This window comes from Kitasatospora gansuensis, from assembly GCF_014203705.1.
Classification (GTDB): Bacteria; Actinomycetota; Actinomycetes; order Streptomycetales; family Streptomycetaceae; genus Kitasatospora; species Kitasatospora gansuensis.
This window is the reverse complement of sequence record NZ_JACHJR010000001.1, coordinates 3,603,780-3,620,123: the sequence shown is the minus strand read 5'-3', so window position 1 is coordinate 3,620,123 and position 16,344 is coordinate 3,603,780. Positions and strand designations below refer to the sequence as shown.

At 74.4% G+C, this 16,344-nt stretch carries 10 protein-coding genes and 2 tRNA genes; 3 read left to right on the top strand and 9 right to left on the bottom strand.

Annotated features, from left to right (window positions below):
* Positions 1–21: 21 nt before the first annotated feature.
* The 8 genes from F4556_RS15785 to F4556_RS15750 all read right to left on the bottom strand — a co-directional run bounded on the left by F4556_RS15785 (position 22) and on the right by F4556_RS15750 (position 10,429).
* A complete protein-coding gene (locus tag F4556_RS15785) occupies positions 22–2,532 on the bottom strand; it encodes a tetratricopeptide repeat protein (RefSeq protein WP_184915869.1) in 2,511 nt (836 codons plus the stop codon).
* A gap of 501 nt (positions 2,533–3,033) precedes the next feature.
* Positions 3,034–3,107: transfer RNA gene (locus tag F4556_RS15780), tRNA-Met, on the bottom strand.
* A 129-nt stretch (positions 3,108–3,236) separates the two neighbouring features.
* A tRNA-Met gene (locus F4556_RS15775) sits at positions 3,237–3,310 on the bottom strand.
* Between the two features lie 53 nt (positions 3,311–3,363).
* Positions 3,364–4,617 carry a PrsW family intramembrane metalloprotease gene (locus tag F4556_RS15770; protein WP_184915866.1) on the bottom strand — a complete coding sequence of 418 codons (1,254 nt, stop codon included), beginning with the start codon at positions 4,615–4,617 and terminating at the stop codon, positions 3,364–3,366.
* A gap of 108 nt (positions 4,618–4,725) precedes the next feature.
* Positions 4,726–5,556: a tRNA (guanosine(46)-N7)-methyltransferase TrmB gene (trmB, locus tag F4556_RS15765; protein WP_344371839.1), complete on the bottom strand. Its 831-nt coding sequence runs from the start codon at positions 5,554–5,556 to the stop codon at positions 4,726–4,728.
* 58 nt (positions 5,557–5,614) lie between these two features.
* The gene (gene lhgD, locus F4556_RS15760; protein WP_184915860.1) at positions 5,615–6,850 is read right to left on the bottom strand and encodes an L-2-hydroxyglutarate dehydrogenase; all 1,236 of its coding nucleotides are present in this window, start codon (positions 6,848–6,850) and stop codon (positions 5,615–5,617) included.
* A 38-nt stretch (positions 6,851–6,888) separates the two neighbouring features.
* Entirely contained in the window at positions 6,889–8,448 is a 1,560-nt protein-coding gene (locus F4556_RS15755; protein WP_313069215.1) for a TROVE domain-containing protein, read from the bottom strand.
* Positions 8,449–9,007: 559 nt separating this feature from the next.
* Positions 9,008–10,429, bottom strand: coding sequence for an NsdA family TPR-like regulatory protein (locus F4556_RS15750; RefSeq protein ID WP_184915858.1), 1,422 nt, complete (start codon positions 10,427–10,429; stop codon positions 9,008–9,010).
* 945 nt (positions 10,430–11,374) lie between these two features.
* On the opposite strand from F4556_RS15750, the gene F4556_RS15745 reads away from it, so the two are divergent.
* The 3 genes from F4556_RS15745 to F4556_RS15735 all read left to right on the top strand — a co-directional run bounded on the left by F4556_RS15745 (position 11,375) and on the right by F4556_RS15735 (position 14,769).
* Positions 11,375–13,390, top strand: a complete 2,016-nt coding sequence (locus tag F4556_RS15745; RefSeq protein WP_313068318.1) for an asparagine synthase-related protein — start codon at positions 11,375–11,377, stop codon at positions 13,388–13,390.
* A gap of 52 nt (positions 13,391–13,442) precedes the next feature.
* Positions 13,443–13,961 (top strand): universal stress protein, encoded by a 519-nt coding sequence (locus F4556_RS15740; RefSeq protein WP_184915852.1) that lies wholly within the window; start codon positions 13,443–13,445, stop codon positions 13,959–13,961.
* 118 nt (positions 13,962–14,079) lie between these two features.
* Positions 14,080–14,769 carry a DsbA family oxidoreductase gene (locus F4556_RS15735; protein ID WP_184915849.1) on the top strand — a complete coding sequence of 230 codons (690 nt, stop codon included), beginning with the start codon at positions 14,080–14,082 and terminating at the stop codon, positions 14,767–14,769.
* A 327-nt stretch (positions 14,770–15,096) separates the two neighbouring features.
* Here F4556_RS15735 and F4556_RS15730 read toward each other — a convergent pair whose 3' ends face one another.
* Positions 15,097–16,305, bottom strand: coding sequence for an IS701 family transposase (locus F4556_RS15730; RefSeq protein WP_184915846.1), 1,209 nt, complete (start codon positions 16,303–16,305; stop codon positions 15,097–15,099).
* Between the last annotated feature and the right edge of the window lie 39 nt (positions 16,306–16,344).

Sequence of the window (16,344 nt, the reverse complement as noted above, 5' to 3'; positions counted from 1 at the left end):
GCTGCCACCGTAGCGGACCCGTCACGCTCCGGGCAGGCCCCCGGCTCGTCCGGTCCCCAACTGGACTCGGAAACTGCCGAGTTGACGGTGCGCGCTGGTCAGCATCCGCTCCGTCAGGTCCCGGTCGATCCGCAGCGCCTCGGTGAAGTCGGCGGCCGCCTCCCGGTGCTGCCCGAGCAGCTCGTGGGTCTGGCCCCGGCGGACCAGGGCCCAGGCGTACGCCGGGCTGAGCTCGATCGCCCGGGAGAAGTCGGCCAGCGCTTGGGGGTGACGGCCCATCACCCGGTGGGTCTCGCCGCGTTCGGCGACCACCCACTGCCAGGTCGGGGAGAGCGCGACGGCCAGGTCCAGGTCGGTCAGCGCCGCGTCGAACCGGCCCGCCCTGCGGTGCAGTTCGGCCCGGCGGGTGAGCGCCCACGGCTGGTGCGGGTCCAGGTCGAGCGAGCGGTCCAGGTCGGCCAGCGCCTCCTCGCCCCGGCCGAGCTGGTGCAGCACCCAGCCCCGGCTGGCCAGCGGCCAGGCCTCCGCGCCGTTCAGCTCGGTGGCCCGGGTGAGCTCGGCCAGCGCCTCGGCCGGGCGGTCGACCAGGCGGTAGGCCTCGCCGCGTTCGGCCCGGTGGTGCCAGTCCGACGGGTCGAGGGCGACCGCCCGGTCCAGGTCGCGCAGGGCGTCCTCGAATCGGCCCATGGTCCGCAGCAGCCGGCCGCGCTGGACCAGCAACGCGCCCTGCTCGGGCGCGAGTTCGACGGCGCGGTCGCAGTCGGCCAGCGCCTCCGGCTGCTGCTTCAGGGCCTGCCGGCTCCGGGCCCGGGTCGCGAAGGCCCGGACGGACTCCGGGTCGAGCGCGAGCGCCGCCGAGCAGTCACCGGCGGCCGCCGGGTGGTCGCCGCCGAGCTGGTGCCGGTCGGCCCGGGCCAGGAAGCAGGCCGCCCGGTGTTCGGCGGGCAGTCCGGGCTGGGTCAACAGCAGGGTGAGCACCGTGAGTTCGGGGCTGTCGTCCAGCCCGGCGAGCAGCTCGCCCCAGGGGCCGAGCGGCTCCGCCTCGGTGTCCCGGGCGGCCTGGACGACCGTCCGGGCCGCCCGCCGGCAGGCCGAGTCACCGCTCGCGCAGGCCTCGACCAGCTCCACCAGGGCGCCGGGCAGCGCCTGGTGCGGATTGGCGCAGAGCCGGTGGTAGGTCTCGCTCAGCCGGTACTCCAGCCACGCCCCGTCCTCCCAGCGCCCGTCCCGGGGCAGATCCCGCTCCAGCGCCGACCGCCAGCGGCCGAACGCCTCGGCCAGCGCGGTGTGCTGCTCGCGCCAGCCCTGCGGCGACCGGGTGCGCTGCAGGCGGAGCATCGAGGTCCGCACCACGTCGTGGTAACGGGCCTTTCCCGCCTGCTCGTTGACGAACGGCAGGGCGCGCAGCCAGGCGTAGTGGTCGCCCTCGGCCAGCACCCCGTAGACGTCCTGGTCGAGCTGGAGCGGCAGCGCGCAGGCCAGCGCGGCCGCCCGCCGCTGCGGGTCGCCCTCCCAGCGCAGGAACCGCTCCACGGCGGTGCCCGACGGGTCCTGCACCGCCTCCGGGCCCGACGGCCGGGCCTGGGCCAGGGTGTCCAGCAGCACCGGCAGCCCGCCCGCCAGCCGCAGCACCGTGCCGGTCACCCGCTCGTCGGTGATCCCCCGGGCCGTCAGCAGCTGCCGCGCCTCGGTCTCGGTGAACACCTCCAACGGCAGCTCGGCCACCAGGTCCAGCGCACCGGCCCAGACCCCCGGGTCCAGCCGCCGCTGCCCGGCCAGCACCACCAGCACGTTCAGCGGCAGCTCGCCGTGCCCGCCGTCCACCAGCAGCTCCCGCAGCCAGCCGTCCAGCACCGGCGCGGTCCGCTCGTACGTGTCGAAGAACAGCACCACCCAGGGCCGCTGCCTGGCCAGTTCGGTCAGATCGGCGAGGAACACCGGCGTCAGCAGCGGGACCGGGGTCAGCACCAGCTGCACGTCGTCGTGGCTGCGCAGCCGCGCGCTCAGCAGCCCGCGCAGCCGGTCCGCGCCGAGCGCCACCTGCTGCGGGTCCACCGCGCCGGCCAGCGCGCCCACGACAGGCACCGCGCCGAGCCCGGCCAGACCGACCTGGGCCGCCAGCGTGCCCGCCACCGAGGGCTCCCCGTCCGACTGGCCGACCGGAGCGCTCTCCGCCTCGTGCCGCCGCTGCCGGTAGGTGGCCAGCAGCCGGTCGAACCGCTTCAACGGCCGCCCCTGCCGCTCGCACTGGGCACTGATCGCCGCCATCGCCTCGACCGCGCTGTGCACGTCGTCGTCCAGGTACGCGGTGACCGCGTCCCGCTCCCGGGCGACCGCCTCCAGCTGCCGCAGCAGCGAGGTCTTGCCGACGCCCGCGTTGCCCCGGACGTGGAACAGGAACTGGTACGCCTCCTCGGCCGGATCGCGGTCGAGGTTCTCCCGGAACGCGGCCAGCTCGGCCCGCCGTCCGACGAACCCGCCCCGCCGCCTGCGCCGGATCAACTCCTGGCGCGACACCCGCTGTTCCGCCATCGCCGCTCACCCCCAGCGCACATCATGGCCCGCCGGACCCGGACATGCAGACGGCCCGTGGGTCTGCTCCTCGCGGGCCGCCCCCGAAGAGGGCGGGCCGCCGAGGCACCGGGGATGTCTCCGGTGAACCCACGGGCCGGGTGACTGCTGGGAATTAGCCTGCCGCCGGAGGCTGGTACCGGCCTCACTACTGCACAGGCAGGGGCGGCTCTAGCGAGCAGCCACCTCACACATCCTGATGGAACTCAACTCAGGATCACCTCCTTTCAGTGTGCTGCCCACTGTAGGCAGCGCTCCCGGAGGCCACAACGGATTTATTCGGGACGGGTGTTCAGCGCTCGTGCCGTCAGCAGCGCCTCGCTCGGCTGCCAGCTTGTACAGCGCCAGCGTGTGCGCCGGGTCGATCGAGCCTAGGGGCGCCCGGGCTGACCGGTCGGTGAACGCCCGGGGACGGCAGAAGGCCCGGCAGACGATGTCTGCCGGGCCTTCTGTGCTACTGAGTAGCGGGGACAGGATTTGAACCTGCGACCTCTGGGTTATGAGCCCAGCGAGCTACCGAGCTGCTCCACCCCGCGTCGGTAAACACGACACTACGTGAGTCCTGCGTGAAAGGGAAATCGGTTTCCGTACGGGCTGTTCCGGACGTGCCCGGGATGGCAGAAGGCCCGGCAGACGGTGTCTGCCGGGCCTTCTGTGCTACTGAGTAGCGGGGACAGGATTTGAACCTGCGACCTCTGGGTTATGAGCCCAGCGAGCTACCGAGCTGCTCCACCCCGCGTCGGTAAACACGACACTACGTGACTGCCCGGCGAAAGGGAAATCGCTTTCGGTTCAGGCCGTGGCGGGGCGGTGCCGGGCGGCTCTGGCCCTGGTCCTGGCCCAGAACGCGAAGCAGACCAGGGCCGCGAAACAGGGCACCATCAGCGCCGCGTAGAACAGCAGGAATCCGTTGGTGCCCAGACCGGCGGCGGCGTTCCAGCACCCGTGCACCGCCATCGAGAGCAGCAGCCCGACGGGCGCGGCCAGCCGGGCCAGCCAGTGCCGACCGGTGGTCAGGCTGATCGCGATGCCGAGCCCGGCGAGGGCGGTGAAGAGCGGGTGCGCGAACGGCGAGAGCAGGCCGCGCAGCACGAAGGTGTGCACGGTGGAGTCGAAGTCGCGCAGGCTCGGGGCGGCGCCCAGGCCGATGCTGTCCAGCCGGCTCTGCTGGTCGTCGGTGAAGGCCCGGCCGAGGTAGAGCGCGTTCTCGGTGAAGGCGAAGCCGCAGGCGGTCACCCCGCCCAGGACCACCCCGGCGGAGAGCGTGCGGGGGCTGGACCGGGCCCGGGTGTGCGTGCGGGCGCGCGGCGGGCGGCGGAAGTACGGGAGCGGGCGCAGCCGGGGCCGGCCCGACGGCCGCCGGTACGGCCGCCCGGTCCGGGCCGCCCGCGGTCCGGACGCCGGCCGGTGCCGGAGCGGCACCGCGCAGATCCGCTGCACGTGGCAGCGGAGCCGGCGGCGGACCGGCAGCAGCAGCATCAGCAGCGCCGCGCCCTTCGCGCTCTCCTCGATCAGCGGGGTGGCGAAGTCGGCGAGCAGCGTCTCGCCCCGGGCACTGCCCTGACGGGCGATCAGGAAGTCACTGGCCCAGCCGTTGGCCAGGATGGCCACCGTGGTGGCCGCGCAGGCGCCCCAGGCCAGGCAGAACAGGGTGTGCCGGAGCGGTACCCGGGCGGTCTGGTTCAGCCAGGCGAGCGCGCCCAGCACGAACGGGAGCGGGAGCAGCGCGAGGCCGAGGCCGACCAGCAGCCCGGTGGTCCCGGTCTGCCGGTGCACCAGCTGCAGGATCAGCACCCCGCAGCCCGCCAGCGCGAGGGCGGCCAGTGCGGAGGAGAGCGCCGGGTAGCGCAGCGACCGGGCACGGCGGAGCAGGTCCTCGGCGCGAACGTACGGGTGCCAGGACAGCAACGGGCCCGCCCGCCGCACCCGGGGCCCCGGGATGGTCCGGGTGCCGGCGGTGCGGGTGGGCGGGTCGACGGTGGTGGCGCGTTCCCCGGCCGGGGCCGGGGTGTGGGGGTACGGGCCGCCACTGGGCGGACTGCTCACGCGGCCAGGGTAGGGGAACCGCTCGCCCCGACGGGAGGTGTCGGAACGATCCGCACCGAATGGATCACCCGGTGTGATAGGGCGTCAGCCGGGCCCGGACCGGTGCGGTCAGCGGCGCCGGAACAGCAGGTCGTGCACGACGTGGCCCTTGGCGATCCCGGCCCGTTCGAACTTGGTGACCGGCCGCCACTCCGGGCGGGGCGCGTAGCCGGGCACGGTGCCGGCCGGGTGTTCGGCGGGCTCCAGCCAGTCGGAGCCGTCACCCTCGGGGTGCAGGTTCGTCAGCTCGGGCGAGGCGGAGAGCACGGCCAGCATCTGCTCGGCGTACGGCTCCCAGTCGGTGGCGCAGTGCACCAGCGCGCCCGGGGCCAGCCGGGGCAGCACCAGGTCGAGGAAGGACTCCTGGACCAGGCGGCGCTTGTGGTGCTTCGGCTTCGGCCACGGGTCGGCGAAGTACACCCGGAGCCCGGCCAGTGAGGCGTCCGGCAGCATGTCGCGGAGCAGGATCACCGCGTCCCCGGCGGCCGGGCGGACGTTGCGCGAGTCGGTGCGCTCCAGCAGCTGGAGCAGGTTGCCGTGGCCCGGGGTGTGCACGTCGGCCGCCAGGATGCCCATCGAGGGGTCGGCGGCCGCCATCGCGGCCGTCGTCTCGCCCATCCCGAAGCCGATCTCCAGCGTCACCGGCAGGCCGCCGAACAGCTCCGCCAGGTCCAGCGGGCTGCCGTCGATGGCCAGGCCGTACCGCTCCCAGCCCCGGTCCAGCGCGCCCGCCTGGGCGGGGGTCATCCGGCCCCGGCGGGGCTGGAAGCTGCGGATCCGGTGCTCGCGGTGCTGGGCCTCGGTGGCCCGGTGCGGGTACATCGGCGCGGGGTATCCGGCGGGCGCCGCGGACAGGCGCGCGGACGGGGACGGCTGGGGGCTGGGGGCGGTGGCAGTCACAATCGGCCAAGTCTACGGGAGGCCGTCCGAAGGGCCGGCTGGGGCCGGTGCCGCGCTCTCAGCCACCCGCGGCCAGGGCCGCGAGCCCGCGCCGGGCCACCTCGCGGCCGATCGCCAGCGAGGCGGTGGCGGCCGGGGAGGGGGCGTTCAGCACGTGCACCATCCGCCGGGTCGACCCCGGGTCGGCCGGGTCGAAGCCCGCGAAGGCGAAGTCGTCCAGCAGCGTCCCGTCCGCCGCCACCGCCTGCGCCCGCACCCCGGCGGTGGCGGGCACCAGGTCGGCGGCGGTCACGGCGGGCAGCAGGCGCCGTACGGCCGTGGTGAAGGCCCGCTTGGACAGCGAGCGGTGCAACTCGCCCAGCTCGTACCGCCAGTGCCGCCGGGCGATCCGCCAGGTGCCGGGGAAGCGGACCGTCTCGGCCAGGTCGCCGAACCTGACGGTGCGCCAGTCGTAGCCCTCGCGGGCCAGCGCGGGGACGGCGTTCGGCCCGACGTGCACGTCGCCGTGGATGCCCCGGGTGAGGTGGACGCCGAGGAACGGGAAGGCCGGGTCCGGCACCGGGTAGACCAGGCCGCGCACCAACTCGCGCTTCTCCTTGGTGAGTTCGTAGTACTCGCCGCGGAACGGCACGATCCGCACCCCGGGGTCGTCGCCGGCCAGCCGGGCGATCCGGTCGCTGTGCAGACCCGCGCAGTTCACCAGCACGCCGGTCCGGAGTTCGCGGTCCCCGGCGTGCAGGGTCAGCCCGTCCGGGCGGCGGTGCACGGCCCGCAGCGCGGTGCCGGTGAGCAGCACCGCCCCGGCCTGCTCGGCCAGTCGGGCGTAGCGCCGGGCCACCGCGGGATAGTCGCAGATGCCGGTGGTCCCGATGTGCAGCCCGGCCAGGCCGGTGACCTCGGGCTCGTACTCGGTGATCCCGGCCGGGCCGAGCTCGGTGACCGGGATGCCGTTCTCCCGGCCGCGCTCCGCCAGGGCGTGCAGGCGCGGGAGTTCGCTCTCCCCGGTGGCCACGATGAGCTTGCCGGTGACCTCGTACGGAATGTCCTGCGCGCGGCAGAACTCCACCATCTCGGCGGCGCCCGCCGTGGCGTACCTGGCCTTGAGCGAACCGGGGCGGTAGTACACCCCGCTGTGGATGACGCCGCTGTTCCGGCCGGTCTGATGGGCGGCGAAGTCCGGCTCCTTCTCCAGCACCGCCACCCGCACCCCGGGCCTGGCCACCGTCAACGCGTACGCCGTGGACAGCCCGACGATCCCTCCGCCGACCACCACGACGTCGAACTCCTCGACCACGTCCGCCCCTTCGCCGACCCCGAGATCCCAGGGCGATGCTAGGGCTCCGCGTCGGCCGGGGTGGGAACTTCCCACGGCCAGGCCGTGTCCGCGCCCGCCTCCAGCAGCGGGATCAGCCGGAACGCGGCGTCGCTCAGGCCGCCGAAGGTGTACCGGTTCGGCCCGCTCGAGGCGTGGCCGGCCTGGTAGCCCGCCAGGTTCCAGGTGTAGACGGGGACCTGCTCCGGGACGGGGCCGAAGACCGGGGCGCCCGGGTGGGCCTGTTCGTCGGTGATCACCACCACCCGGTCGTGGTCCTGGTAGTGCTTCCGGATCGCACCGGCGGTGTCGGTACCGCCGAGCATGCCGAACCGGCCGACCACCCGGAGCACCGGTTCACCTTCCTGGACGGTCACCACCCGGCTGCCGGTGCCGAATTGGACCAGGTCGGCGTCGGCGGCCCGGACCTTGAGTGCCGTACCGAAGATCGCCGCCGAGTCGGCCCGGTTGAGCTGGGTCCGTCCGCTCGGCTGGTCGAACATCGAGCCCGAGCGGTCCACCAGGACCAGGGTCCGGCCGGGGAGTTCGGGCACGTTGGCGAGCGAATGGCGGAGCGCGAGTTCCAGGGCGGGCTTCCAGCGGGCCGACGGCGCGTTGCGGTACGCGGCCAGGTAGCGGAACGGGAACTGCCGGGACCGGGCCACCTCGGCCGGGTCGCCGATCCGTCGGGCCACCTCGGCGGCCGGCTCGTCGTCGAGGCCCGCCCGGTCGAAGTTCCGCAGGTTGCGGACCAGGGCCATCGGACCCATCGACGGGATGACGGCGGCCCAGACGGCGGCGTCCAGCGGCCCCTGCAACCAGCCCGCCAGCGCCTCCCAGGTCATCCCGGCCGCCACCAGCCGCTCCGCACCACCGGGCCCGGTGACCAGCGCGCGGCGGTCGGCGACCGGGACGGTGCTCAACTCGTGCCGGGCGAGCAGCAGTCGGTCGTCGGCCGGGGGAGTGGCGCGGTCCGCCCGGTGCCGGCGGTCGAGGGCGTGCCGGAACAGCCCGGCCTGCCAGGGCTTCCCGGGATCCGGCGCCGGGTGGGTCAGTTCCAGGACGTCGCCGAAGCGGTAGTCCTTCGAGAGGGTGTCGTACTTGAGCAGGGCCCGGCCGGTGTAGAGCCGGCGGACGGCGTCGGCGATCCCCCGCTTGACCGGTGACGGCAGCGAGCGGCCGTATCGGGTGGTCCAGTAGGCGAGCAACTCGCCGGGCTCGTCGGCCCGTTGCAGGACGGCGTCGATCGCCTGCCGGGAGTGGCCCCGGGCACCGGCCGTCAGCCGGGCCCGGGCGAACTCGGCGGCGCCCACCAGTGCGGCGGTACGCAACTGGGCGTCCTGGCGCAGCCAGCGGAGCAGGCCGAGGGTCCACTCGGGGTCACTGACGGCGAGTCGGCGGACCAGCGCGGAGTACCGGTCGTCGCGCGCCTCGGCGCTCTCGTAGAACGAGCGTTGCCCGACGAAATTGGCCGCGGCCAGCAGGAACAGCTCGGCCTTCGGCTCCCGGACGTACCCGGTGCCACCCTCGTGGTTGGGCAGGGGGCTGCCCGGCGGGTGGACGACGGCGGGCCGGGTGATGACGGGCGGCGGGGGAAGGGCCTTCGGCCAGCCCGGGTGGGACGAGTCCGCCGGGCGGAGCTCGAGCCGGAACCGCTCCGGGAGATCGGTGTGGATCTCGGTCCTGATATCGGTCTTGGCCTGTTGGCGGTTGAACCGCAATGCAGATGTCCCCCTGCTGGGCTGGACGGTGGGGAGTGCGGCCCGGAGCGGTGGCAGCAGGTGTCGAGGTGCCACGAGGGCGTTTCACCGCAGGAGCCGAACCGCGCATCGGGCAAGCCGACGGAGCGTCCCCGAGATCAGAAGTGACCGACCGGTGTGTTGGGGTGATGCATTCTCAGGTGAAGTAACCGGAGGCCGAGCGCATCGGGGACGCGAGTCGTGACAGTAGCCGGTGCGCTCCGGCGGGGCATCCGAATTTAGACCCTCCGGCAATTAGGGGGCGGCGTCGCGGCGTCGGGGCACGCACCTCGCCGGCTTCTCGTCGGTCGCCGATGCTCCGCATGGACTCCCTCCTCGGCGCTGCCGAGGCACGCACCCCAACGCCGCTCCTTCACCCACCCCCCAATTGCCGGAGGGTCTAAACCGGCGCGACCAGCACCAGCCGGGCCCGTTCGGTCAACTCCTGGACCCGGCGCTCCTCCTGGAACGGCTCCAGTCGGCGGAGCAGCTCGCGGACGTACTCCCGGCTGCGCTGCGAGGAGATCCGGCCGGCCACTTCCACCGCGCGTTCGCCGGCGGCGACGGCGGCGTCCAGGTCGCCCGCCTCCGCCTCGGCCATCGCGGAGACGAACAGCCGTAAGCCGTGTGAGCGGACGTAGCCCTCGGTCGGGCGGGCCAGTGCCTCGCGGGTGAACTGCCGGACCTTGCTGGGCTCGCCGAGGTCGCGGAAGCACTCGGCGGCGTCGGCGGCCAGGCGGTCGTAGGCGTAGAAGTCGATCCAGGGCGGGTCGGAGTCACCGGCGCGGGCCCGTTCGAGTGCGCTCTCCGCGGCGGACAGCGCCGTCGCGCAGGCCGGGGCGTTGCCGTTCCTGGCGTGCGCCCGGGCCTCCACCAGGTGGAAGAAGCTCATCGTCCGGGTGGTGGCCAGGCCCCGGTTCCGCTCCAGGGCGGCCTGGGCCAGGTCGACCGCCTCCTCGGCGAAACCCCGGTAGCAGGCCTGCAGGCTCATCGAGGCGAGCACGTAGCCGCCGAGCGGTACGTCGGCCGCGGCCCGGGCCAGCCGGAGGGCCTGGATGTAGTAGCGCTGGGCGGCCTCGTGCTGACCGGTGTCGAACGCCATCCACCCGGCCAGCCGGGTGAGTTCGGCCGTCGCGCCGAACAGCGCGCGGCCCACCGCGTCGCTGTACGAGCCGAGCAGCAGCGGTGCCGCCTCCACCCGCAGGCACTCCGGCACCATCGACGAACGCCAGTCCCCGCCGCCGTACTTGGAGTCCCAGCGCCGCGCCTCCTGGGCCGCCTCGCGGAGCTTGGCGGCATCCGAGTGGCCGACCCGGTAGCCGCTCAGGTCGGGCGCGGGCTCGCCCCGGGCCACCGAACCGTCGGCCGGGGTGATCAGCCAGCGGGAGACCGGCGTCGCGTACGCGGCGACCGAGAAGGTGCCCGCCAGACTGTCGCTCCAGCGCCCGCCGCCGGGCCCCCGCCGCAGCTCCAGGTCGACCCGCCAGAGGTCGGTGGCCGAACGGACCGCGGCCGGCACCTCGCGCGGGAACGCCAGGCCGAGTTCGGGCGCCGGGTCGGTGTCGCCGAGCCCGATCTCGTCCAGCGGCACCGGGCGGCCCAGCTTGCTGCCGATCGCGGTCGCGATCAGGTGCGGCACCGGACCCTGCGGGATCATGCCCTTGCCGACCCAGCGGGCCACCGAGGTCTTGTCGTAACGGAGCGTCAGGCCGCGCTGGGCGCCCAGGTCGTTGACCCGCCTGGCCAGGCCCGCGTTGCTGATCTGGGCCAGGCCGAGAAGCGTGCCGAGCCGTTCGTTCGGCCCTCGTGAGCTGACGGTCATGGTGGCTGCGGCACCCCCTGGCGATGTCCGGCGGTTCTCGGTGTGGGCGGGTCAGCCTGGTTGGTGGCCGGTGTGCCCGGGCAGTTGGCTTGATCGTGATCGGTGGCGGACGGGGTGGCGGGCCTTTTGCCGAGCCCCGGCGCGAGCCACTGTTGCACCTAGCGTAGTCGTCCGGGTTCCGAGGGTTAAGAGTCCGGATTCCGGATGGCGGGATCGCGTGCCGCTCAACGAGTCCCGGACGGGATGGCGCGCGGGCGGGCCCGAGCCACCGGGGGCGCGGCGGACCGGCGTGCTCCGGTCGGGTGCAGACGTGCGCCCGGCCGTGCTCCCTGGCCCGATCGGCAGGTCGGCGATTCGCTGGAGGCTGTGGGTCGGCCCGTCGTCGAGGACCCGGCGGGCCGGGGGACACCGCTGCCTACATCCCCGCGGGCGGTGGTGGGGTCCGGGAGGGCATGCGGATGCCCTCCCGGGCTGTGCGACACCTTTCGGCCATCCGGCGATGTCCATGCCAGCCGAACCGCACCCACCGGGGCGGCCCGGGCCACGGAGGGGGAGGCCCGGCCCGCCCTGCTGTTCTTAGGCACACGCGCCAGCCAGGGGCTCGGGGAACTGCGACGCCAACCTCCGGTGCGTGATCGCTGCGTAGATGGTCAGGCACTTTCGCCTGAACCCTGAGCCGCGCCCGGGGTTGACCACTCCCGCACTTTGCCCCCGTCCCGTGGCCGGCGTCGCCGTTCCCCGAGCCCCTGGTGTCTTCCGAAGCATGTGCTCCAACTTCGGTCATCCGGTGGCACGATGGCCTCCGTACGGCAGGTGTCGCGGCGGAGCGGAGGCACGATGCGGTGGCTCACGGGCTGGTGCCCGGGCACGGCGCTGCCGGGGGGCGGGACCGTCCGTCCGTTGGCGGCTGTCACGTTGTGGCCGGGGCCCAGTCCGTTGTGGGCAGTGGGGGACTGGCGTCCGGACGAGATCCGGCTGGTGACGCTGCGGCCGGGAGCGCCGGCCACGGTGACCACCGGACCGCCGGGGCCGGACGTACCTGACGAGGCGTCGGACCAGCCGGGCACCGTGCGACTGGCCGTGCTCGGCCGCTGCGGTGCGTCGGACCCGGAGCTCGCGGCCGGCCTGGCCACCGCCAGGGGCGGTGCGGTGCGCCACCTCACCACCTGGCCGGGCAGCTACACCGTGGTGCTCCGCACCGGTCCCCGCAGCACGGTGCTGCTCACCGACCTGGCCGGGGTGCTGCCGGTGTTCCACACCCCGTGGGCGGGCGGCACGGCGTACGCGACGGCCGCGCTCCCGCTCGCCGACCTGGTCGGGGCCCCGCTGGACACCGGGCATCTGGCCGCCCGGCTGGCCTGCCCGGAGTCACCCGAGGCGGTCGGCTCGGGATCGCCGTACCTGGGCGTGCAGCGGGTGGCCCCCGGCCATCTGCTCGGGGTGCGGAACGGGCGCGCGCACGTCTCCGCGTACGAGCCGGAGCGCGGCGGCGCACCCTTCGAGCGCGAGGAGGCGCCCGCGGTGCGCGAACTGACCCGCGCGCTGCTGGAGTCCGTCCGCTGCCGGGTGCGCGCCCCCGGTGGCTCCACCGACCGGCCGCGGCTCGGCGTCGACCTGTCGTACGGCACCGCCTCCGCCACCGTGGCGCTGCTGGCCGCCGCCGTACCGATCGCCCCGGCCCCACCGAGCGCCGACCGGCCGGATCCTGAGGCCCCGTCGGCTCCCCGGACCGGTGCGGTGAAGGGGTCCTGGGCCCGCCCCGACCGCCGGGCGGCCGCCGGTCCCGAGACGCTCACCGCCGTGACCGTCCGGGAGTCGGCGGAGGGCCCGGCCGCCACCGTGGCCGAACTGCCCCGGCTGCGGCACCTGGTGCTGCCGTCCACCCTCCCGTACGCCGAGCTGGCCGACCCGGGGGCGGAGCTGCCCGCGGGGCCGCTCACCGACGAGCCGGGGACGGCGCTGGTGGCGGCGGCCCGGATCGGCAGCCGGCTGAGCGCGGGCGGTGCCGACCACCTCACCGGCTACGGCGCCCGCCAGGTGCTGGACGGTCACCCGGCCCGGCTGGCGGACCTGGTCCGGGCCGGGCGGGCCCGGCGGCTGGCCGCCCCGGTGGCCGCGCTGACCGGGGCCGAACGGGCGGCGGCCACCGGCGTACTGGACACCCTGCGCACGCCCCTGACGGTCTGGCGCGCCGCGCACCGGCTGGCCCGCGCCCGGTACGCGGAGGCCCTGGACGACGCGGCCGTCCGGCTGACGGCCCGTCACGGTCCGGCCGGGCGCAGCCTCGGTGAGGTCTCGGCGGCCGAACTGTCCTGGTGCGTGCCGGGCCCCGCCGCCCGCTGGCTGTCGGACGACGCGCTCTCCGCCGTCGCCCTCCGGCTCCGGCTGGCGGCCCGCAGCCCGGCCCCGGCCGAACCGCCCGGTGCCCGCCGGGCCAGGTACGCGCTGCACCGGCACGCGGCCGAGTACCGCACCCTGCTGCACGCCGCCGAGCAGCGCGGCCAGCGGCTGCACGCGCCGTTCCTGGACAACCAGGTGGTGCGCGCGGCCCGGATGCTCCCGGTCGAGACCCGGCTCCAGCCCGGCGCCCGGCACGCGCTGCTGCGGGCGGTGCTGACCGGCGCCTCCCGCGCCGACCTGCCGCCCGACTGGGGCCGGGCCGCCCGTCCGGACCGCCAGGGCCCGGACCGGGACGGACTGCGGCTCGCCGCCGACGGCCTGGCCGAACTGTTCCGCGCCCCCCTGTTGGCCGAGGCCGGGCTGATCGACCTGCCCGCCGTCCGGGCCGCCCTCGCCGAGGCCACCGACCCGACGGCCGAGCCGCTGCCGGGGACGGTGGCCGGCCTGGCTGAGCTGGTCGCCACCGAGCTCTGGCTCCGCCGCATCCTGGCCCGCCGGCACGGCTCCTGCTGGACCGGCCTGCCCACGCCGGACCGCCCGGCCCTGGCCCGCCCGGCCTGAGCCCGCGCGCGTCCTCACCGGATGGTGGGATCTGACGGGTCATCATGGGGGCGTGTCCAGCTCAGAGAAGGTCGTCGCGCCCGAGGTGCTGCCGGTGTTCGGGGAGTTGCCGGCCGCCGATCCGCCGGGGGTGCTGGCCGCTTGCGACGGTTCGGACGGGTCGCTCTGGGCGCTCGACCGGGCGATGGCCGAGGCCGAACTCTTCGGCCTGCCGCTGTACGTGCTCGCGGTGGTCAACCCGTCCCCGACCGGCTACCCGCCGGGGATGATCGAACTGGTGCAGGAGAGCATCGAACGCCTGTCGGCCAGCATGGCGGACGGCCTGCGCCGGGCGGTGACCACCGTCCAGCAGGCCCGCGGCCGGCCGTACCAGGGCGAGCTGGCCCTGCACGTGGTGCTCGGCAACGTGATCGAGGTCCTGCTCCGCTGCACCCGCGGCCAGCACACCCTGGTGGTGGGCACCCGGGGCAACGGCGGCTTCAGCCGCCTGCTGCTCGGCTCGGTCAGCACCGCCGCCGTGCACCACGCGGCCTGCCCGGTCCTGGTGGTCCCGGCTCCGCCCGCCCACTGAGGCCCTCCGGCGACCTGGGTGTCTGCGGTCACAGCCGACGGCGGCCGGGAATCAGGGCTGATTGTTGAGGGTTCACCAGTCAGTCCCCCGAGGCCCCGAGAGCAGGAGAGTCACCGTCATGAAGGTCGAGATCTGGTCGGACGTCGCATGCCCGTGGTGCTTCGTCGGTAAGCGCCGCTTCGAGCAGGCCCTCGACCGGTTCGCGGGCAAGGACGGCGTCGAGGTGGTCTACCGCCCGTACCAGCTGGTGCCGGACGCGCCCGAGACCGCGACCCCGCACCGGGCCTGGCTGGCCGACCGGTACGGGCCGCAGTCGGTGGCGATGGACGCCCGGGTGACCGAGCTGGGCAAGGGCGAGGGCATCGACTTCGACTTCGACACCGCGCTGCACGCCAACACCTTCCTCGGCCACCGGCTGCTGCACCTGGCCGAGAGCGAGTACGGCGCGGCGGTGCAGGGCGTGCTGAAGGAGGCGCTGCTGACCGCGCACTTCAGCCGGGGCGTGGACGTCGGCGACCGGACGCAGCTCACCGAGATCGCGGTGGCCGCCGGTCTCGACCGCGACCGGGTGACCGCCTACCTGGCCGGTGACGAGGGCACGGACGCCGTTCAGGCGCAGCTCGCCGAGGGCCGGGAGATCGGCATCACGGCCGTCCCCACCTTCGTCTTCGAGGGCAAGTGGGCCGTCCAGGGCGGCCAGGAGGCGGACACCTTCCTCCGGGTGCTGGAGCAGGTCGCGGCCGAGACCGCCGCCGAGCCCGAGGCCCCGCACGGGGACAGCTGCGCGGACGGCGCCTGCGCCGTCTGACGGATCATCGGAGGTGCCCCGGGCCGGTCAACGGTCCGGGGCCAGGGCCTGTCTGACCATTCCCGCCGGGTCCGGCCCGCCCGGCACGCACGCTCGCCGCACGGCCGAAACACCCAAGTAGCTCCGCTACGAGGGCGCCCCGGCCGCACGCCGAGCGCACGCACCGAACGACCCGGCCTGATCCGACGCGAATGGTCAGACAGGCCCTAGTAGTGCTTTGTTAGGTGGTGTCGTAGGGCTGCCAGGGGGTGGGTTGTCGGCAGGTGGGGCAGTGGCCGGTCCAGGTGGCGATGAGGTGCTGGAGGAGGTCCAGGGTCTGATAGAAGGTCAGGCCCTGGACAGGGCTTTTGGGTGGGTGCGCTGTTCGGTGAGGAAGAGGTGGGCGGCGCTGACGAGGGTGACGTGGCGGTGCCAGCCAGTGAAGGAGCGGCCCTCGAAGTGGTCCAGGCCCAGACGGGTCTTCAGCTCCCGGTAGTCGTGTTCGATCCGCCAGCGTGACTTGGCGAGGCGGACGAGGTCCTTGGCGGGGATGTCGGCAGGCAGGTTGGAGATCCAGTACTTCACCGGCTCCCTCTCGCCGTCGGGCCACTGCGCGATCAGCCAGGTGAGCGGGATCGTGCCGTCGGCGGCGGGCTTGGGACGCCGTCCGGCCAGGCGGACTTTCAGCAGGACGAAGTGCGAACTCATCGCCGCCTTCGAGCCCTTGCGCCAGGTGATGCTCCGCCCGGCTCGGCGCCCGGCGGCGAGCGCGTGCTCACGCAAGGCCAGTGGACGGGTGCGGTAGCGGGGCAGCGGCCGCGGGCCCAGACCGCCATAGGCCGGCTGATGGGGTTCCTCGTCCTGGCGGTAGGCGGTCATCTCGCCCTTGGCCTGCAGCACATAAGCCAGCGAGCGGTCCTCGAGACCGCGGCGGAAATCGGCGTTCGCGCCGTAGGCGGCATCCGCGACCACCACCGCGGGTCGCAGCCCCGTGCCGGCGAGCTCGTCCAGCATGTCCAACGCCAGGCGCCATTTCGGCTGGTGGCGCACGTCGTCGGGGATGCGGCACGCCGCCCGCCGGGCTTCGGCCTGGGGCCCGTCCCAGGACTGGGGCAGGAACAGACGCCAGGACAGCGGACAGGAGGCGGTGTCGGAGACGGCGTGGACACTGACCCCGATCTGGCAGTTGCCGACCTTTCCCAACGTCCCCGAGTACTGCCTGGCCACCCCGGGCGAGGCGGTGCCGTCCTTGGGGAAGCCGGTGTCGTCCACCGCCCACACCTCGGGCCGCACCGCCCGGACCGCTCGCCACGCCAGCCGCAGACCCACCTCGCGGGCCGACCAGGTCGAGGAGGTCATGAACTGCTGCAACCGCTGATGGTCCACCCCAAGGCGTTCGGCCATCGGCTGCATTGACTTGCGCCGGCCCTCCAGCAACAGCCCCCGCAGATACAGACCGCCCTTGGCCCGCTGGTCACAACGGGCCAAGGGCACGAACATCTCAGCCGCGAACTCCTCCAACCGGCCCCGCCACACCGCAAGTTCCCCAGCCCTCATACAGGCAGAGAACTACCAACCCCCAGACCTGGCAAGACA